Origin of the sequence: Cereibacter sphaeroides 2.4.1 (genome assembly GCF_000012905.2) — a bacterium.
GTDB lineage: Bacteria > Pseudomonadota > Alphaproteobacteria > Rhodobacterales > Rhodobacteraceae > Cereibacter_A > Cereibacter_A sphaeroides.
Genome location: NC_007488.2, coordinates 85,461 through 105,373, shown reverse-complemented (window position 1 = coordinate 105,373; position 19,913 = coordinate 85,461). Strand labels below are relative to the sequence as shown.

The following is a 19,913-nucleotide window of genomic DNA, read 5'->3' as shown; positions in this document are numbered from 1 at the left end:
CCGGACAGACAAGGGAAGGGCAGGCCGATGGCCGAACTGACGCTGCGCCAGGTGCGCAAGACCTATGGCTCGATGGAAGTCCTGCACGGGATCGACCTCGACATCCCCTCGGGCTCGTTCGTCGTCTTCGTGGGCCCCTCGGGATGCGGGAAATCCACGCTTCTGCGCGCCATCGCGGGGCTCGAGGACATCAGCTCGGGCGAATTCGCCATCGACGGCGAGCGGATGAACGAGGTGGCCCCCTCGCGCCGCGGCATCGCCATGGTGTTCCAGTCCTACGCGCTCTATCCGCACATGACGGTGTTCGAGAACATGGCCTTCGGGATGCGGATCGCGGGCCTGAAGAAGGACGAGATCGCCCGCCGCGTCACCCGCGCGGCCGAGGTGCTGCAGCTCGCCCCCTATCTCGACCGCTATCCCCGCGCGCTCTCGGGCGGGCAGCGCCAGCGGGTGGCCATCGGGCGGGCCATCGTGCGCGACCCCAAGGTGTTCCTGTTCGACGAGCCGCTCTCGAACCTCGATGCCGCGCTCCGGGTGGCGACGCGGATCGAGATCGCCAAGCTCAAGCAGGCGATGCCGGGGGCCACGATGATCTATGTGACCCACGATCAGGTCGAGGCCATGACGCTGGCCGACCGGATCGTGGTGCTGCGGGCGGGGCGGATCGAGCAGGTGGGCTCGCCGCTCGATCTCTACCGGCGGCCTGCCAACCTCTTCGTCGCGCGCTTCATCGGCTCGCCTGCGATGAACGTGATCCCGGGCACGGTGCGGATCGGGCCCGAGGGCGCGCGGCTCGACCTCGCCACCGGCGGCGGGCTGCGGGCGCCCTTCCCGCTCGACGCGGGCCTTGCGGGCCGGACGGTGCAGGTGGGCATCCGCCCCGAGGACCTGCGGCTGGCCGAGGGCGCGCCGCTCCTCGAAGGGCGGATCTCCTACATCGAGCAGCTGGGCGAGGTGCAGCTCACCTATATCGAGGCGCGCGGGCTGGCCGAGCCGCTGATCGCGAAGCTGCCGGGCGTTCTCGACCTGCAGGCCGGCGCCCCCATCGCGCTCACGGCCGATGTCCAGAGCCTGCACCTCTTCGGGGAGGACGAGCGCAGCCTGCGCCCCGAGGCCGCCCTGCCGGAGGTCACTTCCGCACGAAGCTGAAGGAGAAGGCCGAGCCCCGGTGATAGTCCATCGCATAGATCACGCGCGTGCCGCAGGCCGCGTAGCAGACCTCCTCGATGAGCAGCGCCGGGCCGAACTCCTCGAGCCCGTGCAGCCCGCTCACCTCGTCGGGCAGAAGGACGGCGCGCACGTTCGCGGTCGAGGCCACGGGCCGCCGCCCCACCCGGTCGAGGAGCGCCACGAGCGAGCCGCTCCAGTCCGGCGTGCCCTCGAGCCCGTCGCCCAAGAGCGCGCGGGGCAGCCAGTCCACGGAATAGACCAGCGGCTGGCCGCCCGAGCTGCGCAGCCGCTCGACGCGGACGAGGGGCGTGCCCTCGGCCACGGCCAGCCGCTCGGCCGTGACGGCATCGGCGGGCACGGCCGAGAAGCCCAGAAGCCGCGTCTCGGCCGTGTAGCCGTGGCTGCTCACCATCTGCGAGACGCTCTCGAACTTGGTGATCGGCCGCGCGATGCTGAGGAGCGCGCCCGCGGCGAGGAACCGGCCCTTGCCCTGATGGCTGTCGATCACCGCCTCCTGCTCCAGCAGCTTCAGCGCCTCGCGCAGCGTGGGGCGCGAGATCTGGAAGCGCTCGACCATCTCCTTCTCGGTCGGCAGCCGGTCTCCGAAGCCGAGGCCCAGCTCCTCGATCATCTCGAGGATGCCCGTGCGCAATCGCTCGACATTGCTTTCCCGCGGTTTCTCCATGCGGCTGAACTCCTTGCCGGTCTAGAACTCGAAATCCCGTGCAATCTGCGCCGGCGCGCGTCCGGCGGCCAGCGCGAGTTGCAGCAGAAGCCGCGCCTTCACCGGCGCGGCGCGGCCCGCGGGCAGGAAGCCGTGGCCGTCGTTGCGGCTGTTGGCCACCACGGGCCCGTGGCCGCGCGAGGCCATGACGACCACCCCGCCCTCCTCGCGCACCCATGTCTCGAGCCGCCGGGCCTGCGCGCCCGTGGCATAGCCGGGCGCGAAGCCCGCCACCACGAGGCCCCGCGCCCCCGCGGCAATGAAGGCCTCGATGGCGCAGGCGTCGCCGCCGCTGTGGCAATAGAGGATATCGACCCGCGGCAACGCGCCGAGGACGCGCCAGTCCGCCCGCGGCGCGCGGGGAGCGGCGGGGCGCAGGAAGCGCACCTGCCCGCCGATGACGAGGCCCACCGGCCCCAGATCGGGCGAGCGGAACGTGTCGAGGCCGAAGGTCGCCGTCTTCGTCACCTCGAAGGGCAGATGGATCTCGCCATGCGCGACGACGAGCACGCCCTCGGCCCGCGCCTGCGGGTGGGCGGCGACCAGCGCCGCCTGAAAGAGGTTCATGTAGCCGTCGCTGGAGAGGGCGGAGGCGGGCCGCTGCGCGCCCGTCACCACGAGCGGCACCGGCAGGTCCCAGACGAGCGAGAGGAAGAAGGCCGCCTCCTCCAGCGAGCCGGTCCCGTGGGTGAGCACGAAGCCCGCAAGCCCCGGATCCTCGGCCAGCGCCGCCGCGCAGAGGCCGCAGATCGCGCCCCACTGGTCGGGGCCCATGTCGAAGCTCGGCCGCGGTTCGAAGGCGAGCGGCACCAGCGCCACCCGGTCGGCCATCGCCGCGCAGCGGTCGATGAGGTCGGCCGCGGTCAGGCTGCCCGCCTGCCCGTAGTCGCAGATCTCGAACGGATCGGAGGCGAGGGCGGTCAGCGTCCCGCCTCCCGCGATCACCGCCACCTTCGGGCGGGGCGCTTCCTGCCGGCTCATCTCCTCCTCCTTCCGCCCGGCGCCACGGGGGCGCGAGTCAGGCTGCTTCATGATGTCTGACAAGATGATTGCCCAATCCGCCGCGATAAGTCACGCCTTTTCAGTTTGTTGCAGAAAAATACGTCGGGCATCAGAATCCAGATTGACAGACGCCCACCAGAAACGTTTCACTTGTCAGACAAGTTGAGACAGACCAGGCCAGCAACGACGGGGGACGGATGGACGGGACAGGCGCAGCGGAGCAGGGCATTGCCTTCGACCGTGTCAACAAGTGGTACGGCCAGATGCATGTGCTGCAGGATGTGACCTTCTCCGTCGCGCCCGGCGAGAAGATCGTGGTCTGCGGGCCTTCGGGTTCGGGCAAATCCACCATGATCCGCTGCATCAACCGGCTCGAGGAACATCAGGCGGGCACCATCCGCGTGGGCGGGGTCGAGGTGAACGACCAGCGCCGCAACATCGAGCAGGTTCGCCGCCGCGTGGGCATGGTGTTCCAGAACTTCAACCTCTACCCGCATCTGACGATCCTCGAGAACTGCACCCTCGCGCAGCGCTGGGTGCGGGGCACGCCGCGGGCCGAGGCCGAGGCGCGGGCCATGCGCTATCTCGAGCGGGTGCGCATCCCCGATCAGGCGCGGAAATATCCGGGCCAGCTCTCGGGCGGCCAGCAGCAGCGGGTGGCCATCGCGCGCTCGCTCTGCATGGAGCCCGAGATCATGCTGTTCGACGAGCCGACCTCGGCGCTCGATCCCGAACTGGTGCGCGAGGTGCTCGACACGATGGTCTCGCTCGCCGAGGAGGGCATGACCATGATCTGCGTGACCCACGAGATGGGCTTCGCCCGTCAGGTGGCCGACCGCGTGATCTTCATGGACCGCGGCCGCATCGTCGAGAGCGCGGCGCCCGAAGACTTCTTCTCGAACCCTCAGGAGGAACGCTCGCGGCTGTTCCTCAGTCAGATCCTGCACTGATCCCGCAGAAGGATCGGGCCCACCCGGGGCCAGTCCCCTCACTCTTCCAGCAGAAAGGTCGACCCATGCCCAAGATCGGCACCCGCCTCGCCTCCCTCCTTCTGTCGGGGGCGCTCGTGCTCTCGGCCGCCTCCGCCGCCGTGGCGCAGGACATGCCGCCCCTGCCCGAGGCGATCCAGAAGGCGGGCAAGATCCGCATCGGCGTGAAATGCGACAGCCCGCCCTTCGGCGCCTCCGGCCCCGACGGCAAGCCGCGCGGCATCGAGGTCGAGATGGCCAGGAAGATCGGCGACTATGCCTTCGGCTCGGAGGAGGGCGCGGAGCTTTCCTGCGTCACCAGCGAGGCGCGCATCTCGTCGCTGAATGCCGGCAAGCTCGATCTGATCATCGCCACGCTGGGCCGGACGGCCGCGCGGCAGGAGGTGATCGACTATTCCAACATCTATTTCTGGGGCACCTCGAACGTGCTGGTGCCGGCCGACAGCCCGGTGCAGAAGCTCTCGGACCTTCAGGGCCGCTCGGTGCTGGTGGTCAAGGGCGCCACGCAGATCAAGTGGCTCGAAGCCAACATCCCCGACATCTCGATCGTGCAGCTCAACACCACCGCCGACGGGGTGCAGGCGCTGATGCAGGGCCGGGCCGACGGGTTCGTGGGCGACGGCGGGCTGATCTACACGCTCGGCGGCAACTATCCCAAGCTCCGCGTGATCGAGGAAGGGCTCGACCTCGGCGTGAACGGCGTGGGGATGCGCAAGGGCGAGACCGAGCTTCAGACCTTCGTCAACGCGGTGCTCGACGAGCTGCGCAAGGGCGATTTCTACGAGACGGTGATCCCGCAGTTCGTCGAGGAACCGGCCGTGGTCGATGTGATGAAGCGCGGCTTCCTCGAAGAGCCGCCGCAGATCTGAGCCCGCTCCGGGAGGCGTCCGCGCCTCCCGGCCCTTCCCTCCCGCCGGACCGGACCGACCATGACCGTCATCGACTGGGGCTATATCCTCGCGGCCTTCCCCGACCTCATGCGCGGCCTCGGCATGACCCTCATGGTCAGCCTGCTCGCGATCCTCTTCTCGCTCCTTCTGGGGCTGGCCGGCTGCGCGCTGCGCGTCTCGGGCATCCGCCCGCTCTCCTATGCCGTGCGCGGCTATGTCGAGTTCATCCGCGGCACGCCCTATCTCGTGCAGATCTTCTTCGTCTTCTACGGCCTGCCGAGCCTCGGGCTCACGCTCTCGATCTTCTGGTCGGGGGTGCTCGCCCTCACGATCTGGGCCAGCGCCTTCCATATCGAGAGCTTCCGCGCAGGTCTGGCCTCGGTCGGGCGCGAGATGCACGACGCCTCGGCCTCGCTGGGCCTGCGCCGGCTGCCGCACGCGCTCCTCGTGGTGGCGCCCATCGCGCTGCGGTCGGCCCTGCCCTCCACGCTGAACACGGTGGTCGGCACGATCAAGAACTCGGCCTATCTGCAGGCCATCGGCCTCGTGGAGCTGACCTTCGTCGCGGTCGACCGGATCGCGCAGGACTTCCGCTCGACCGAGATGTTCCTCTCGATCTGCGTCATCTACCTCGTCGTCATCCTCGGCGTCTCGGCGCTGGGGCACCGGCTGGAACGGCGCCTCAACCGGCCCTACGGGTCACGGTGATCCCATGGACCTGCTTTACGAATATCGCGTCTTCCTGCTCGGCGGACTGATCGAGACGCTGAAGATGTCGGCGGTCGTGGCGATGGGCGGCACCTTCTGCGCCATCCTCCTCACCATGGGCATCACGGCCAAACCGCGGCTTCTGAACCGCGCGAGCTATGCGCTGGTCGAGCTGCTGCGCGACCTGCCGCTGATGGTGACGGTGCTGCTCGTCTATTTCATGCTGCCCATGACGGGGCTCGGGCTCAATCCGTTCTGGTCCTGCTGCCTCGCGATCTCGGTCTGGGGCGGCGCCAACGGGGCGCAGATCCTGCGCGCGGGGCTCGCCTCCGTGGGCCGGGGCCAGCGCGAGACGGCGGCGGCCTTCGGCTTCGGCCCGGTGAAGACGCTCCTCCTCGTGACGCTGCCGCAGGCGATGCCGGTGATCGTGCCGCCCTATGTGGGGCTTCTGACCGCGCTCGTGCAGGCCACGTCGCTCGGCGCGGTGGTGGGGGCGCAGGAACTGCTGCGCACGGGCCAGGTGCTGATCGAGCAGACGACCATCATGCAGGGCGGCAGCCCGGCCTATCTCGTCTACGGTTCGATCCTCGTGGTCTATTTCACCCTCTGCACCCTGATCTCGCTGGTGGGCGGGCGCATCGAGCGCCATTTCCTGAAGCCCTATTCCGCCGCGAGCGGGGCGCAGGCCGAGGACCGGGCGCATGAGATCGACGCCGCCCTCTCGGTGAGGACCTGAGGATGGAGGCGCCCGCCTCTCTCTCGGCCCTTCCGGCGCTCTGCGCCGCGCCCTTCGATGCGGGCCGCCCGCGCGATCCGGAGATCCGCGCCCTGATGGCCCGCGTCCGCGTCACGCCCGCCGAGGCCCGCGCGCTCGGGCCGCGGCGCCTCTCGCCCACCGATTTCCCCTCCGCCGGGGCCTTGCGCGATGCCCTGCCCCTGGCCCTCACCGACCGGAAAGATCCCAGATGAAGAACTCCGTGAGCTCCCGCCTGACGGAACGCACCGCGGCCGAGGTGGCCCGCACCATCTACGAGCCGCCGATGCAGGGCTTCGACGCCCCGGCGCTGGAGCGGATGTGCGCGCTGAACGAGGCCCATGCCGCGATGCTGGCCGCCCGCGGGCTGATCCCGGCCGATTGCGCGCGCGACATCCTGCGCGGCATCGCGCAGATCCGCGCCGAGGGCCCCGCCGCCATCGACCTCGATCCGCAGTTCGAGGACAGCTATTTCGCCTTCGAGAACCGGCTCGGGCAGGTGGCGGGCAAGGCGGTGGCGGGCTGGCTCCATGTCGGGCGCAGCCGCAACGACATCGGCTCGACCCTCGACCGGATGGCCGCGCGCGAGACCTGCCTTGCGCTTCTGGCCGCGATGGAAGAGGCCCGCCGCGCCTGTCTCGCGGCGGCCGGGCGCCATGTGCTGACCGTGATGCCGGGCTACACCCACCTCCAGCCCGCGCAGCCCATCACCTTCGGCTATTATCTCGCCAACGTCGCCCGCGGGATGGAGCGCGAGCATGAGCGGCTCGCGGCGGTGCTCGACCGGCTCGACGCCTGCCCGCTCGGGTCGGCGGCGCTGGCCGGCACCTCCTTTGCCATCAACCGCGACGAGACGGCGGACCTTCTGGGCTTTGCCGGACCGGCCGCACCGGGGCTCGATGCCGTGGCCTCGCGCGATTTCGTGACCGAGCTTCTCTGGGCCGTCACCAGCGCGCAGGTGCTGTTCTCGCGCGTGGCGCAGGATCTCTATGTCTTCACCACCTGGGAGTTCGGCGCGCTGACCTTCCCCGACCGGGTGGCGGGCACGTCCTCGATCATGCCGCAGAAGAAGAACATGCTGCCGCTCGAATATTTTCGGGCCGAGGCCGGGCGCAGCATCGGGGCGCTGGCGGGCGCTCTCGCGGCGGTGAAGGGGTCGAACTATTCCATCGGGCTCGACAGCGTGCGCGAGGGGGTGGCCGACGCCTGGCCCGCCTTCGCCCGGTTCGAGGCGGGCCTCTCGCTGCTGCGGCTGATCTTCGAGACGGCCACGCCGGATGCCGAAAAGCTGCTGGCGCGCTGCAAGGCCAATTTCTCGACCGCGACGGATCTCGCCGACGGGCTCGTGCGCGATTTCGGCATCTCGTTCCGCGACGCCCATCATGTGGTGGGGCGCGCGGTGCAGATGGTGCTGGCCGCGGGCGGCGGCGCCGAGGAGCTGACGGTCGCGGTGCTGAACGAGGCGGCCGAAGCCGAGATCGGCCGCAGCTTCGATCTGCCCGAAGAGCGGCTCAGGCGCTGGATGGATCCGGTCGAGGCGGTGCGGGCGCGCACCGTGCCGGGCGGCACCGCGCCCGAGGTGGTCTCGGCCCTTCTCGCCGAGATGGAGGCCCGCCTTGCCGCGGATGCCGGGCTGAGGACCCGGCGGTCGGCAGCGCTCGAGGCGGCCTCCGAGCGGCTGGCCTCCCGCGTGGCAGAGCTCACCGCCTGACCGCGCCGCCCCTTCCCTTTCCTGTCCCCTGCCGCAGCCCGCGGCCGGGCCCCGAACACCTGCCCTCCGGGGCGAAACCAAGAGGATCAGACATGCTGAATTTCAACGAGGACCGCTTCCTCCGCATCCAGTCGGGCGCCGTGGCGCTCGCGCCCCGGATCGACGCCGAGATCGGCGCGGCCATCGCGGCGGGCGCGACCAACCTCTATTTCCTCGGGACCGGGGGCGTGGCCTATCTGATGGAGCCCGCCGTCCAGCTGCTGCACCGCCGTTCGGGCTTCCCGACCTTCAAGGACTATCCGGCGGAGCTGATCCTGACCGGTTCGGCCAATCTCACCGACAAGTCCATCGTGGTGATGCCCTCGCTCTCGGGCGCCACGAAGGAGAGCGTGGCCATGCTCGAGAAGCTGAAGGAAGTGGGCGCCAAGATCATCACGCTGGTGGGCCATGCCGACACGCCGCTCGGCCTCGGCGGCAACCCGGCGCTGGTGAACTTCGCCGAGGATGACACCTCGTCCGAGAGCTTCTACCTCCAGTCGCTGCTCATCGCCCTGTCGGTCATGAAGGCCCGCGGCGAGATCGACACTTACGATGCGCTGGTGGCCGAGCTTCAGACCGTGCCCGCGGCGCTGGTCGCGGCCAAGAAGGCCTTCGAACCCAAGGCCGAGGATCATGCGCGCCTCATCGCGGGCGCCGACTATCACATGTTCACCGGCGCGGGGAACATGTGGCCCGAGGCGCTCTATTACGCGACCTGCATCCTCGAGGAGATGCAGTGGATCCGCACCCGGCCCGTCCATGCGTCGGACTTCTTCCACGGCCCGCTCGAACTGATCGAGCCGGGGGTGAGCCTCGTGCTGTTCCGCGGCGAGGATGCCTACGACCCGCTGGCCGAGCGCGTGGCGCAGTTCGCGCGGCAATATACCGACCGGCTGACGGTGATCTCGACCGCCGACTACTGCCCGCAGACGCTCTCGCCCGAGCTGCGCGCGATGATCTCGCCCGCCGTGATGGCCACGCTGATGGAGCGTCTGAGCGCCCATCTCGAAGTGATGCGCGACCACCCGCTGGTCACGCGGCGCTACTACAAGCGCGTGGCCTACTGAGCCAAGCGCCTCCGGCGGCCCGATGGGCCGCCGGATCCCGCAGTCGGGGCCGGATCTCCGCGGGCCTTCGGCGAGGCGGCAGGATCAGCAGATGACAGAGGCCGCGAAAGCCCGGGTGGGGCTTCGCGGCGCTCTGGCCCTCGCCGGCGCGGACAGGGATCAGGAGGCGGCTTCGCTGGGCTGTGCCTCGGGGCTTTCCAGCCGGCGATACTGGCGCAGGTAGTGGATCATCGGCTGCACCTCGCCGGGGGGCGACAGGCGGATCGCCTCGACCCGGCCGAAGAGCACGCTGTGGGTGCCAGCCTCGACCGCGCGATCCAGCCGGCAGTCGAGCGCGGCGAGACTGTCGCCGAGCACCGGCACGCCGGTCGCAAGCTCCGTCCAGGGCCCGGTCTGAAACCGCTGCGCGCGGCCCTCGGCCGAGAAAAACCGCCCCGCGAGGTCCTGATGATGCGCGCCGAGGAAGTTCACGCAGAAGGCCTCGCGCTCGAGCAGGTCGGCCAGCAGCGTGGCCGAGCGGTTGATGCAGACCAGAAGCATCGGCGGGGCAGCCGAGACCGAGGTCACGGCGGTGGCCAGCATCCCGTGCGGCACGCCTGCGAGGCTGCGGGTGGTGACGAGGCTCACGCCGCTGGCGAGCCGGCTCATCGCCTCGCGGAATTCCTGGGCCTGATCGGGCGCGGACATGCGTCTCTCCTAGAATGAGGCGGTCAGGCCGCCGTCGACATAGATGATCTGCCCGTTGACGTAATCGGACGCCGCCGAGGCGAGATAGACCGCGGTTCCGCCGAGTTCGACAGGGCGGCCCCAGCGCCGGGCGGGCACGCGGGCCACGCGCTCGGCATGGAGCGCCTCGTTCTGGACGATGGCCGCATTCATCTCGGTCTCGAAATAGCCCGGGCCGATGCCGTTGACCTGAATGTTGGCGCCCGCCACCTCGGTGGCAAGGGCCCGCGTCAGCATCCGCAGCCCGCCCTTGGCCGCCGCATAGGGCACCACCCAGGGCCGGCCGAGCTCTCCCAGCACCGAGACGGTGTTGACGATCTTGCCCGCGCCGCGCCGCATCATGCCGGGCAGCGCCGCGCGGCAGGCCATGAAGGGGCCGGTCATGTGGGTGCGGAGCATCAGATCCCAGTCGGCATCCTCGACCTCGGTCAGCGCCGAGCGCCCGGTGATGCCCGCATTGTTCACGAGCACGTCGAGGCGGCCGTGACGCGCTTCGGTCTCCGCCACCAGAGCCTCGACCTCGGCGCGCTTCGTTATGTCGCAGAGCGTGACCGAGGCCGCGCCGCCCGCCGCGCGGATGGCCGCGGCGGTGCGTTCGAGCGGGCCCGGATCGCGCCCCGAGAGCACGACCGTGGCGCCCGCGGCGGCCAGCGCCTCGGCCATCGCCGCGCCGAGGCCGCGACCGGCCCCGGTGACGACGGCGACCCGACCCGTCAGGTCGAAGGGGCCGCTCATTGCGCGGCGGCCTGCTCTCTCCATTCGGCGAGGATCGGCACCGCGATGTCCTGCATGGCGATCGTATCGACGAAGATATGCTGGGTCGCGGCATACATGTCGCGCATGCAGCGCCCGAGATCGCTCGGCTCGCGCAGCGCCTCGGAGCCGCCCATCGTGTAGCAGAAGCGCACAACCTCGGCCGCGACCTTGTGGACATAGATGCAGTTCTGCCGGAAGCGCGCGCGCATGGCGGGCGTGAGCTCGCCGCCCGCCTCCAGATACTCCTGGATCTCGGCGTAGAAGCGCAGGGTGAAGTCGCGCGCCGCGTGATAGCTCGCCTCGTGATAGGCGAAATCGTGGCGGAAGACCTGCTGGTCGCCCAGCACGGTCTGATAGGCCGGGCGCTTCTTGCCGAAGGCGATGCGGGTGATCTCTTCCAGCGCGCGGCGCATCAGGCCGAGCGCCACCCCGGTGTGGCCCGCACAGGCGAGGCCCGGGATGCCGATGTCGTAGAGCCGCCAGTCGCGCAGGCCGCGCTGGACCGCGCGCTCGTGGTGGAAGCCCGCGGGGATCGTGGCTTCCTCCAGCGTGTAATCGACGCTGCCCGTGCCGCGCAGGCCGAGCACGTTCCATTCATTGTCGAACGTGACCTCCGAGGCCGGCCGCCAGCAGACGCGCACGACGGGGCTGCCGTCAGGCAGCTTGCGCATGCCGCCCTCGTCCATCACGAACATGCCCGCGCCGATCCAGGTCGCATGCAGCGAGCCGCTGCCGAAGCGATATTTGCCGCTGCCGTGGAGCGCGCCCTCGGTCTCCTTCGCCGAGCCGCCCGGCCCGAGCATCCCGGCCATGATCGGCAGTTCGGGGCCGCCGTAGATCTCGGCCACCGCCTCCTCGCTGCAATAGGCGTAAGGAACGGCGGTGCCTGTCGAGTTGGCCATCAGCGACCAGCCGGCCGAGGCGTCGGCGGCGGCGATCTCTTCCCAGGCGCGCATGCAATCGGCCATGTCGGCCTGGGCGCCGCCCACCTTGCGCTCGAGGAGCATCCAGAAGAGGCCCGCCTCCTTGATGGCCTGCACCACCTTGGGCGTCATCGTCCCGAGCTCTTCCGAGGCCTGCGCCTCGGCCCGCACGAGGGGGGCGATGGCCCGGGCCCGTTCGGCCATCGTGTCCGCAGGAGCTGCGGAAATCGTGTTCTGCTGGTTCATGGCTTCTCTCTGCTGTTGCGCAGCCCGCCCCGATGCTCCTCCCGAACCCGTGCGGACCTCCTCCGAGCCCATGAGACGCCGGAGTGCGGGCTGCGGCAAATGCCGTCTGGGCGCGTCCACGATACCTTGCGGGCATCGGCTCAGGCGGCGGGCGCCTCGGCCTGCACGCGGACGAGCTCGACCAGATGGGCCAGGGCGGGATTGGCATTCGCGCCGCGCCAGACCAGCTCCAGATCGACGGGCATGGTCAGATCGGCCAAGGGTCTGAGCACCACGCCGCTGGCCTCGGGCGGGCGGAAGGACAGGTTCAGGAACGCCAGCCCCATGCCCGCATCGACGAGATTCATGATCGTGTTCTCGTTGTCGGCGAACTGCGCGATCCGCGCCGACACGCCCGCGTCGCGCAGCCGCGTCATCAGCCGGTCGTAGATCACCGCATTGTTGCGCGGGTTGGGCAGGATCAGCGCCTGATCCGACAGATCCGTGAGCCGGATCCCCTCCCGCCGGGTCAGCGGATGATCGCGCGGCAGGGCGAGGGCATAGTCGTCCTCGCCGATCCGCAGCGTCTGGAAATCCGTCCGCTCGCCCCGCGGGCGCAGGAGGAAGCCCGCATCGAGGCTGCCGCCGCGCAGCGCATCGACCTGAAGCTGCGACATGAGGAAATGGAGCTGGAGGCTCACCTCGGGGAAGGCGCGGCGGAAGGCCTGCAGGAAGCGCGGCATCTCGGGGCGGCGGCCGGCGATCTCGTTGAAGCCGATGTGCAGCGTGCCGAGCTCCCCTTGCGCAATGCGCCGCGCGCGGAGCCGGGCATTCTCGACCCGCTCGAGAATGTCGCGGCAGTCTTCGAGGAAGGCCGCGCCCGCCCGGGTGAGGCTGATGCCGCGCGGCTCGCGCTCGAGAAGCGGCGTGCCCATCTCGGCCTCGAGATCGCGGATCTGCCGCCAGAGCGCGGGCTGCGACAGGTTCAGCCGCTCGGCCGCCCGGTGGAAGTTCAGCTCTTCCGCGACGGCCAGAAAGTAGCGGAAATGACGAGTCTGCAGCATCTAATACCTCAGCGGCATCGGCCGGGCCAGCCGAAGGTATTGGCATCCCGGCCGCCTTGCGCGCGACAGTCGGGCCGGCTCCGCAGGGTGCGGAGAAAGGGAGGATTCATCATGACCGGACGTCTGGCAGGCCGCAAGATCGTCATCACCGGAGCAGGCTCGGGCATCGGCCGCGAGTCCGCGCGCCAGTTCGCGCGCGAGGGGGCGACGCTGGCGCTGATCGACCGCGACGAGGCGGCGGCGCAGGTGACGGCGGACGAGACGGGGGGCCATGTCTTCGCGCTCGACGTGACCGACGAGGCGGCGGTCGAAACCGTCGTGGGCCGCGCGGCGGAGGCGCTCGGCGGCATCGACGGGCTGCTCAATTCGGCGGGCATCCTGACCATGAAGACCGTGGACGATATCGGCGTCGAGGAGTTCCGCCGGGTGGTGGATGTGAACCTGACGGGGACCTTCCTCGTCTGTCAGGCGGCGCTGCCGTGGCTGCGCAAGGAGCCGAAGGCCGCCATCGTCAACATCGCCTCGGCGCAGGCGCTGCTGCCCTCGCTGACCGGCTCGGCCTATGCCGCCTCGAAGGCCGCGGTGATGATGTTCTCGAAGAGCATCGCCAAGGAACTTGCCCCGGCGGTGCGGGTGAACATCATCTGCCCGGGGGCCACCGAGACGCCGATGACCGATCAGGGCGTGGCGCCCGACGATGTGGCGGGCCGCAAGGCGCTGGCCGCGGTCTATGCGATGAACCGTCTGGCCCAGCCCGAGGAGATCGCGGCGGGCATCCTGTTCCTGATGTCGGACGAGGCCGCGGCCATCACGGGCGTCGCGCTGGCGATCGACAACGGCCGCACCTTCCATTGACGAAATGGCCCGGACCCTCGCGGGGTCCGGGCCCTTGCGCGGCAGGATCTCAGCCGCGCCGTTCCTTCAGCCAGTCCAGCATGATCCGGTTGAATTCGCCGTCGAATTCGACGTTCGGGAAGTGATAGCCGCCCGCGATCTCCGCGTAGCGCGCGCCGGGGATGCAGGAGGCGATCAGCCGGTTGTCGGCCGGCGGCGTGGTCGGATCCTCGGAGCCCGCCACCACCAGCACCGGAATGTCGATCTGCCCGAGGCGCGGCTCGACATTGTGGGTGAGGCAGGCGTTCATGCAGCCGAAATAGCCGTCGAGCTTGGTGCCGAGGAAGGTCTGGCGCAGCGCCTCCCACCGGAGCGGGCGCCGCTCGCGGAAGCCCGGGCCGTAGCGGCGTTCCATGTTGGCCGCGACGATGCTCTCGAGCGTGCCGGACTCCTTCACCGCGCGGATGCGCCCCTTCATCAGCTCGGTGTCGCCCATCCATTTCGAGGCCGAGCAGCAGACCATGAGCGAGGCGAGCCGGCCGGGATGGTCGGCCGCGATCACCTGCCCGATCATGCCGCCCATCGACAGGCCGATCATGTGGACGCCGCTCTCGAACCCGAGCGCGTCGAGCACCGAGAGCACGTCGCCGGCCAGTTCCTCGATCCGGTAGTCGCCGGGCGGGGCGCTGCTGCCGCCGTGGCCGCGGGTGTCGATCCTGAGCACCTGGAACCCGGCCTCGAGCAAGGCGGGCACCTGCTCGGCCCACATGCCGTGGTCCGAGGTCAGCGAGTGGCTCATGCAGACGACCGGCGCGTCGGGCGCGCCGATCAGGTCGTAATAGATCCAGTGGCTTCCGGTATTGTGCAGCATCTCGCGCCCCTCAGTAGAAGATCCGGCCGCCGTTGACGGTCAGCATCTGTCCGGTGATGCAGCGCGCCTCCTGGCTGGCGAGGAAGGTGATCGCATTGGCGATATCCTCGGGCTCGGCCAGATGGCCGAGCGGGATCTCGGCCAGCGCCGCATCGTAGACTTCCTTCGGCAGCTGCTTCGGGCCGCGGGTGTTGGTCACGCCGGGGGCGACCGCATTCACGGTGATGCCGAAGGGCGCGAGTTCGCGCGCAAGCCCGCGGGTGAAGCCCGAGACGCCCGATTTCGCCGCGACATAGTCGACGATGCTGCGCTCGCCCACGAGGGTCGAATCCGACGAGATGTTCACGATGCGGCCGAAGCCGCGCTCCTTCATGCCCTTGGCGACCGTCCAGGTGACGTAGAAGGTCACCATGAGGTTCAGATCCACCACGAAGTCCCAGGTCTCGGGCACGGAATCGAGGAATTCCGAGGCATTCTTGCGCGCGGTCTGACCCACGTTGTTGAGGAGGAGGTCGATCGGCCCGAGTTCGGCCTCGACCTGACCGATGGCGGCCTTGACGGCTGCGCGGTCGCGCATGTCGGTGACGACGGTCACCACGCGCCCGCCCTTGGCGCGGATCGCCTCGGCGGTCTCGGCCAGCGGGCCCTCCTCGATGTCGAGGATGCCCACGCGGGCGCCCTGCTCGGCGAATGCGATCGCGCTGGCACGGCCGATCCCGTTCGCGCCGCCGGTGACGAGCGCGGTCCGTCCTTCGAACCTGGTCATGATGTCTCCTCCCAGAGATGTGTCAGGCAAGCGCCAGATGGCGGTTGCGGATGGTTTCGTCCCGGTCGAACTCGGCCCAGGAGCCCGAGAAGACGACGGAGCCGGTGTCGAGCACATAGACCCGGTCGGTCGTCTGGCGGCCGAACCAGATGTTCTGCTCGACGAGAAGCAGGGTGATGCCCAGCTCGTCGCAGATCCGGGCCACGATCTTGGCCAGATCCTCGACGATGACGGGGGCGAGCCCCTCGGTCGGCTCGTCGAGGAGCAGGAGCCGCGGCCGCGCGGCCACCGCGCGGGCCACGGCCAGCATCTGCTGCTGCCCGCCGCTGAGCTGGCCGCCGAGGCGCGCGCGGAGCGGCCCGAGCATGGGGAACCACTCGTAGATCTGGGCCGCCGGCACCACCGGGCGCGCGGCCGTGGCGCCGAACCGGCCGAGCTCGATATTCTCCTCCACCGTGATGTGGGTGAAGATGCGCCGGTCCTCGGGCACGAAGGCCACGCCGTCCTTGGCGCGGCGGAACCAGGCGCGGCTGCCGAGCGGGCGGCCCTGAAGCGAGACGCTGCCCTCGACCTTCGGCCCGGAATTGGTGATGGATTTCAGGAGCGTGGACTTGCCCGCCCCGTTGCGGCCCAGCACGGTCGTGCGCCGGCCCTCGTCCACCGACAGGTCGATCCCGTGCAGGATGTGGCTCTGGCCGTAAAAGGCATCCAGCCGCTCAACCTTCAGCATGATACATGTCCTTGCCCAGATAGACCTCGCGCACGGTCTGGCTGTTGCGCACCTCGTCCACGGTGCCGGCGGCGATCACCTCGCCATAGTTCAGCACCATCACCTGCTCGGAGATCGAGAAGATCACGTCCATGTCGTGCTCGGTCATGATGACGGCCACGCCCTTCTCGGCGCGGATGGAGAGGATCAGATCGACGATATGCATCCGGTCGGCGGGGGCCATGCCGGCGGTGGGCTCGTCGAGCATGAGGATCAGCGGGTCGAGCGCGAGCGCGAGGGCAAGCTCCAGCCGCTTGCGGTCGCCGTGCGAGATGGTGGCGGCCACCTCGTGGCGCAGATGAGCGATGCCCAGCTGCGACAAGAGATGCCCCGCCTCCTCCACCAGCGCGGGCTCGGGGGCCGCGCGCCACCAGCGCCCCTGCCCCCGCTTCTTGCAGCGCTGGCGGGATTCGAGCGCCACGATCACATTGGCGAGCGCGGTCAGTTCGAGGAACACCCGCGAGACCTGGAAGGTGCGGCCCATGCCTTCGGCGGTGCGCAGATGGGCGGGCAGCGCGGTCACGTCCTTGCCGCGGAAGCGCACCTCGCCGCTCCGGCAGGAGATCTCACCGGTCAGCGCCTTGAAGAGCGTGGACTTGCCCGCCCCGTTCGGGCCGATGATGGCCAGCGCGTCGCCTGCATTCACCGAGAGGCTCACGCCCTTGATGACATGGAAGGCGCCGTAGCTCACGCGCAGGTCGGTGGCGGTCAGGAGGGGGGTGCCGGTCATTTGCGGCCTCCTTTGCCGAGCGCGCTCCGGCGCAGCTTGCCCAGAAGCCCGAGGATGCCCGTGGGCGCCACGAGGATCACGACGACGAGGATGCCGCCCACCATGATCTCGGACAGGCCCGGGAAGCCGCGGGTGAAGTAGTTGATCGTGCTGAAGGCCGCCGAGCCCACGATCGGCCCCCAGAACGAGGTGAAGCCGCCCAGAAGCGAGTTCAGGATCGGCTGGGTCGAGGCGAGCCAGTTCACCTGATCGAGCGTCACGATCCGGGTCAGCGGCGCCGAGAGCGCGCCCGCGAGCGCCGCGGTGCCGCCCGAGATCATGAAGGAGATCACCCGGTAGCGCGCCACGTCGATGCCCACGAAGCGGGCGCGGTCGGCATCCTCGCGGATCGCGCGGAAGGTGCGGCCGAGGCGCGAATGGACCACCCACCAGAGCGCCGCCACGATGAGGACGGTGGCCACGACGAGGAAGCGGTAATAGTCGTCGCCGTGGGTGAGGTCGATCTGGAACAGGCCCATCTCGATCACCGGGCGGGGGATGTTGCCCAGCCCGTCCTGCTCTCCGAGCGCGGGCGAGAAGCCGATGATCTTGGCCATGGCCTCGGTCAGCGCCACGGTCAGAACCGCGAGGAAGATCCCCGTCAGCCGCTTCAGCGCCACGACCCCGATGGCCAGCGCCACCAGCGCGCCGAGAAGGCCCGCCACCGCCAGCACGGCGAGGAACGGCAGGTGGAAATCGTAGCGCAGCGCCGCCCCGGTGAAATAGGCGCCGATGGCGAAGAAGCCGGCATGGCCGAAGCTCGCAAGCCCGGTGAAGCCGAAGAGCAGGTTCCAGGACAAAGCGAAGACCGCCTGGATCAGCGTCATGCCGATGACGAAGAGGATGCCCGGGTTCACGAGGCCCGGCGCGAGAAACAGCAGGACCACCAGCACGGCCAGGCACAGGAGCCCGAGACGCGTCTCGGTGCCGCTCCGCCGGCCCTCTGCCGAGGCGAGGGAGGCTTCAGACATCAGGTCGTTCCTTGTGCGGGGAAGAGGCCGTTCGGTTTCCACACGAGCGCGACGGCGAGGAGGATGTAGATCGCGATCCCGCCATACTGCGCCATGAAGGTGGCGTTGGCGCTCTCGACGATGCCGAGGAGGATGCAGGCGAGGAAGGTGCCGCGGATGCTGCCGAGCCCGCCGATCACCACCGCCATGAAGGCATAGAGCACGAACGAGGCACCCACATGCGGCGACAGCGCCTGGTTCGGCACGAGGACGCCGCCCGCAAAGCCCGCCAGCACGAAGCTCGCCACCACCGACAGCATCAGGACGAGCGGCACGTTGATGCCCACCGTTCCGGCCATCCAGGGATCGTTCGAGACCGCGCGCATGATCTTTCCGGCCCAGGTGCGGTGCATGACGATCTCGAGCGCGGCATAGAGCACGAGCCCCGTGCCGATCACGAAGAGCGTATAGACCGAGATGTAGGAGCCGCCGACGACGATGGCGCGGTCGACCTCGGGCGGGGGCATGACGGCGAAATAGTCGGTGCCCCAGATGGCCTTCGCCACCCCCTCGCAGAAGAGCATGAGCCCGAAGGTCGCGATCAGCGCATAATGGTAGTCGACGTTGCGCAGCCGGCGCAGCACCAGCACATCGGTCAGATAGCCGAGCACCCCCACCGCCGCCGCGGCGACGAGCGCCACGGCGAGGAAGGTCCAGATCGAGGCAGGCCAGGCGCCGCCCACGCTGTAGGCGATATAGGCGCCCAGCATGAAGAAGGCGCCGTGGGCAAGGTTCAGGATCTTGAGGATCCCGAACACCCAGGTCAGGCCCGCCGCGACGAGGAAGAAGGCCATCCCCTGCGCCATGCCGTTGAACAGGACGAAGACGGCCTGCGAGCTCATTGCGGCAGCTCGGAGATGTCGAACGCCTTGCCGGGCGTGGCGGGCTCGATCATCTCGGCCGCGTCGATGCTCACCACCTTGTTGAAGGCGAAGAAGGGCTCTTCGCGCGACGGCCCCATCTGGGAATAGTAGTTGGTGTTCACCAGCTGGTGGTCTTCCTTGCGGAAGCTGACCGGGCCGCCCACCGTCTCGAATTCCACATCCTCGATGGCCGCGAGAACCGCCTCGGTCTCGGTCGAGCCCGCGGCGCGGATGCCCTCGAAGATCGCCATGGCCGCGCGATGGCCCGCCGCCACCTGCGCCGAGGGCATCTCGTCGCCCTTCAGCGTCACATAATCCTCGTAGAGCTGCTTGCTGACCGGATTGCTCGCGAAGGGCTCGGCATTGTAGATCCAGTGGCAGACCGACCAGAGGTTCGGGTGCGTGTTGCGCCCCATCGCCTTGCCGGTGATGTCGCCGTTGCCCACCTCGCCGATGGCCTTGAACTTGTCGTAGAGGCCGACGCTGCGCGCCTGCTGGAAGAAGCTGATCTGCGCCGAGGCCGCGATGCCGATATAGAGCCCCTCGGCGTCCGAGCTCATGAGCTGGTTGATCTGGGTGCGGAAGTCGGTGGCGGTGGCCTGGGTATAGATCGTGTCGAGCACGGTGGGCTTCTCGCCCGGCGCATATTTCTCGACGGCCTTGCCGAAGAAGAGCGCCGAGTCGCGCCCGAAGTCGCCGTCGGGGGCGAGCGACACCCAGGTGCGGACGTCGGGGTTCTGCTCGATCAGCACCCGGCCGAGCGAGCTGTATTGCGTGTAGTTGTTGGCCGTGGCCCGGAAGATGTTGGGGTTGAAGAGCTCGTGCGTGACGGGCATCCCCGCGGCCGCGACGATCATGACCGCCATGTTCAGCTCGGGCGCGAGCGGGGCGAGGCCGAGCGCCGTCACCGTCTGCGAGCCGCCGAGCAGGAGGTTGATCCCGTCGCCCGCCAGCTCGCGCGCCACGGCGACCGATTCCGAGCTGTTGTATTTGTCGTCGCGGATCACGAGCTCGACCTCGCGGCCGAGGAGGCCTCCGGCCTTGTTGATCTGCATGGCCGCCACTTCGGTCCCGGCCAGCATCTGCTTGCCCACGGGCGCCCCCACCCCGCTCAGCGCGAAGGCCGCGCCGACGCGGATCGGCCCCGACTGGGCGCGCAGGTAGGTGGCGTTCATCCCCAGAAGCGCGGCGGCTCCGGCGAAGCTCTTCAGAACGGTTCTTCTTTTCATGAGCGTTTCCTCCCCCTTGACGGTGAGGCGGCAGGGCCGGCCTCACATGCGATG

22 protein-coding genes are annotated in these 19,913 nt (G+C 69.4%); 9 read left to right on the top strand and 13 right to left on the bottom strand.

Annotation, left to right across the window (positions count from 1 at the left end; translation table 11 throughout):
* Window positions 1–27 precede the first annotated feature (27 nt).
* Window positions 28–1,149, top strand: a complete 1,122-nt coding sequence (locus tag RSP_RS20285) for an ABC transporter ATP-binding protein (protein ID WP_011331324.1) — start codon at window positions 28–30, stop codon at window positions 1,147–1,149.
* Here the strand turns inward: RSP_RS20285 and RSP_RS20280 are convergent.
* A complete protein-coding gene (locus RSP_RS20280; protein ID WP_011331323.1) occupies window positions 1,130–1,855 on the bottom strand; it encodes a GntR family transcriptional regulator in 726 nt (241 codons plus the stop codon). The genes RSP_RS20285 and RSP_RS20280 overlap by 20 nt on opposite strands.
* 21 nt (window positions 1,856–1,876) lie before the next feature.
* Complete coding sequence (locus RSP_RS20275) at window positions 1,877–2,875, bottom strand: asparaginase (RefSeq protein ID WP_011331322.1); 999 nt, start codon at window positions 2,873–2,875, stop codon at window positions 1,877–1,879.
* A gap of 218 nt (window positions 2,876–3,093) precedes the next feature.
* Here RSP_RS20275 and RSP_RS20270 point away from each other — a divergent pair, with 218 nt between their 5' ends.
* The 7 genes from RSP_RS20270 to RSP_RS20240 all read left to right on the top strand — a co-directional run bounded on the left by RSP_RS20270 (window position 3,094) and on the right by RSP_RS20240 (window position 9,054).
* Entirely contained in the window at window positions 3,094–3,846 is a 753-nt protein-coding gene (locus RSP_RS20270; protein ID WP_002725019.1) for an amino acid ABC transporter ATP-binding protein, read from the top strand.
* A gap of 65 nt (window positions 3,847–3,911) precedes the next feature.
* Window positions 3,912–4,754 (top strand): transporter substrate-binding domain-containing protein, encoded by an 843-nt coding sequence (locus RSP_RS20265; RefSeq protein ID WP_002725020.1) that lies wholly within the window; start codon window positions 3,912–3,914, stop codon window positions 4,752–4,754.
* 60 nt (window positions 4,755–4,814) lie between these two features.
* Window positions 4,815–5,483 carry an amino acid ABC transporter permease gene (locus RSP_RS20260; RefSeq protein ID WP_002725021.1) on the top strand — a complete coding sequence of 223 codons (669 nt, stop codon included), beginning with the start codon at window positions 4,815–4,817 and terminating at the stop codon, window positions 5,481–5,483.
* Window positions 5,484–5,487: 4 nt separating this feature from the next.
* On the top strand, window positions 5,488–6,219 hold the full coding sequence (locus RSP_RS20255; protein WP_011331321.1) for an amino acid ABC transporter permease: 732 nt from the start codon (window positions 5,488–5,490) through the stop codon (window positions 6,217–6,219).
* Between the two features lie 2 nt (window positions 6,220–6,221).
* Window positions 6,222–6,452, top strand: a complete 231-nt coding sequence (locus tag RSP_RS20250) for a hypothetical protein (RefSeq protein ID WP_011331320.1) — start codon at window positions 6,222–6,224, stop codon at window positions 6,450–6,452.
* The gene (gene argH, locus RSP_RS20245) at window positions 6,449–7,948 is read left to right on the top strand and encodes an argininosuccinate lyase (RefSeq protein ID WP_011331319.1); all 1,500 of its coding nucleotides are present in this window, start codon (window positions 6,449–6,451) and stop codon (window positions 7,946–7,948) included. The genes RSP_RS20250 and argH overlap by 4 nt, the downstream gene beginning before the upstream one ends.
* Window positions 7,949–8,040: 92 nt before the next feature.
* Complete coding sequence (locus RSP_RS20240) at window positions 8,041–9,054, top strand: SIS domain-containing protein (protein ID WP_011331318.1); 1,014 nt, start codon at window positions 8,041–8,043, stop codon at window positions 9,052–9,054.
* 159 nt (window positions 9,055–9,213) lie between these two features.
* Here RSP_RS20240 and RSP_RS20235 read toward each other — a convergent pair whose 3' ends face one another.
* The 4 genes from RSP_RS20235 to RSP_RS20220 form a co-directional block, all read right to left on the bottom strand.
* Window positions 9,214–9,741, bottom strand: coding sequence for a flavin reductase family protein (locus RSP_RS20235; protein ID WP_011331317.1), 528 nt, complete (start codon window positions 9,739–9,741; stop codon window positions 9,214–9,216).
* 9 nt (window positions 9,742–9,750) lie between these two features.
* Window positions 9,751–10,515, bottom strand: a complete 765-nt coding sequence (locus RSP_RS20230) for a glucose 1-dehydrogenase (protein ID WP_011331316.1) — start codon at window positions 10,513–10,515, stop codon at window positions 9,751–9,753.
* Window positions 10,512–11,705 (bottom strand): acyl-CoA dehydrogenase family protein, encoded by a 1,194-nt coding sequence (locus RSP_RS20225; RefSeq protein WP_002725028.1) that lies wholly within the window; start codon window positions 11,703–11,705, stop codon window positions 10,512–10,514. The genes RSP_RS20230 and RSP_RS20225 overlap by 4 nt, the downstream gene beginning before the upstream one ends.
* Window positions 11,706–11,845: 140 nt before the next feature.
* Window positions 11,846–12,748 carry a LysR substrate-binding domain-containing protein gene (locus tag RSP_RS20220; protein ID WP_017140445.1) on the bottom strand — a complete coding sequence of 301 codons (903 nt, stop codon included), beginning with the start codon at window positions 12,746–12,748 and terminating at the stop codon, window positions 11,846–11,848.
* A gap of 111 nt (window positions 12,749–12,859) precedes the next feature.
* Here RSP_RS20220 and RSP_RS20215 point away from each other — a divergent pair, with 111 nt between their 5' ends.
* On the top strand, window positions 12,860–13,603 hold the full coding sequence (locus RSP_RS20215) for an SDR family NAD(P)-dependent oxidoreductase (protein WP_011331314.1): 744 nt from the start codon (window positions 12,860–12,862) through the stop codon (window positions 13,601–13,603).
* A gap of 49 nt (window positions 13,604–13,652) precedes the next feature.
* On the opposite strand, the gene RSP_RS20210 is transcribed toward RSP_RS20215, so the two are convergent.
* Genes RSP_RS20210 through RSP_RS20180 form a run of 7 tightly spaced genes read right to left on the bottom strand, consistent with a single transcriptional unit; the run spans window position 13,653 to window position 19,859 of the window.
* Window positions 13,653–14,453: an alpha/beta fold hydrolase gene (locus RSP_RS20210; protein ID WP_011331313.1), complete on the bottom strand. Its 801-nt coding sequence runs from the start codon at window positions 14,451–14,453 to the stop codon at window positions 13,653–13,655.
* Window positions 14,454–14,463: 10 nt separating this feature from the next.
* Window positions 14,464–15,219 (bottom strand): SDR family NAD(P)-dependent oxidoreductase, encoded by a 756-nt coding sequence (locus RSP_RS20205; RefSeq protein ID WP_009564059.1) that lies wholly within the window; start codon window positions 15,217–15,219, stop codon window positions 14,464–14,466.
* 22 nt (window positions 15,220–15,241) lie between these two features.
* Window positions 15,242–15,949: an ABC transporter ATP-binding protein gene (locus RSP_RS20200; protein ID WP_011331312.1), complete on the bottom strand. Its 708-nt coding sequence runs from the start codon at window positions 15,947–15,949 to the stop codon at window positions 15,242–15,244.
* Entirely contained in the window at window positions 15,936–16,718 is a 783-nt protein-coding gene (locus RSP_RS20195; RefSeq protein ID WP_011331311.1) for an ABC transporter ATP-binding protein, read from the bottom strand. The genes RSP_RS20200 and RSP_RS20195 overlap by 14 nt, the downstream gene beginning before the upstream one ends.
* Window positions 16,715–17,728, bottom strand: coding sequence for a branched-chain amino acid ABC transporter permease (locus RSP_RS20190; protein ID WP_009564065.1), 1,014 nt, complete (start codon window positions 17,726–17,728; stop codon window positions 16,715–16,717). The genes RSP_RS20195 and RSP_RS20190 overlap by 4 nt, the downstream gene beginning before the upstream one ends.
* Window positions 17,728–18,609 carry a branched-chain amino acid ABC transporter permease gene (locus tag RSP_RS20185; RefSeq protein ID WP_002725043.1) on the bottom strand — a complete coding sequence of 294 codons (882 nt, stop codon included), beginning with the start codon at window positions 18,607–18,609 and terminating at the stop codon, window positions 17,728–17,730. Before RSP_RS20185 ends, RSP_RS20190 begins: the two co-directional genes overlap by 1 nt.
* A complete protein-coding gene (locus RSP_RS20180) occupies window positions 18,606–19,859 on the bottom strand; it encodes an ABC transporter substrate-binding protein (RefSeq protein ID WP_011331310.1) in 1,254 nt (417 codons plus the stop codon). The genes RSP_RS20185 and RSP_RS20180 overlap by 4 nt, the downstream gene beginning before the upstream one ends.
* Window positions 19,860–19,913: the final 54 nt, after the last annotated feature.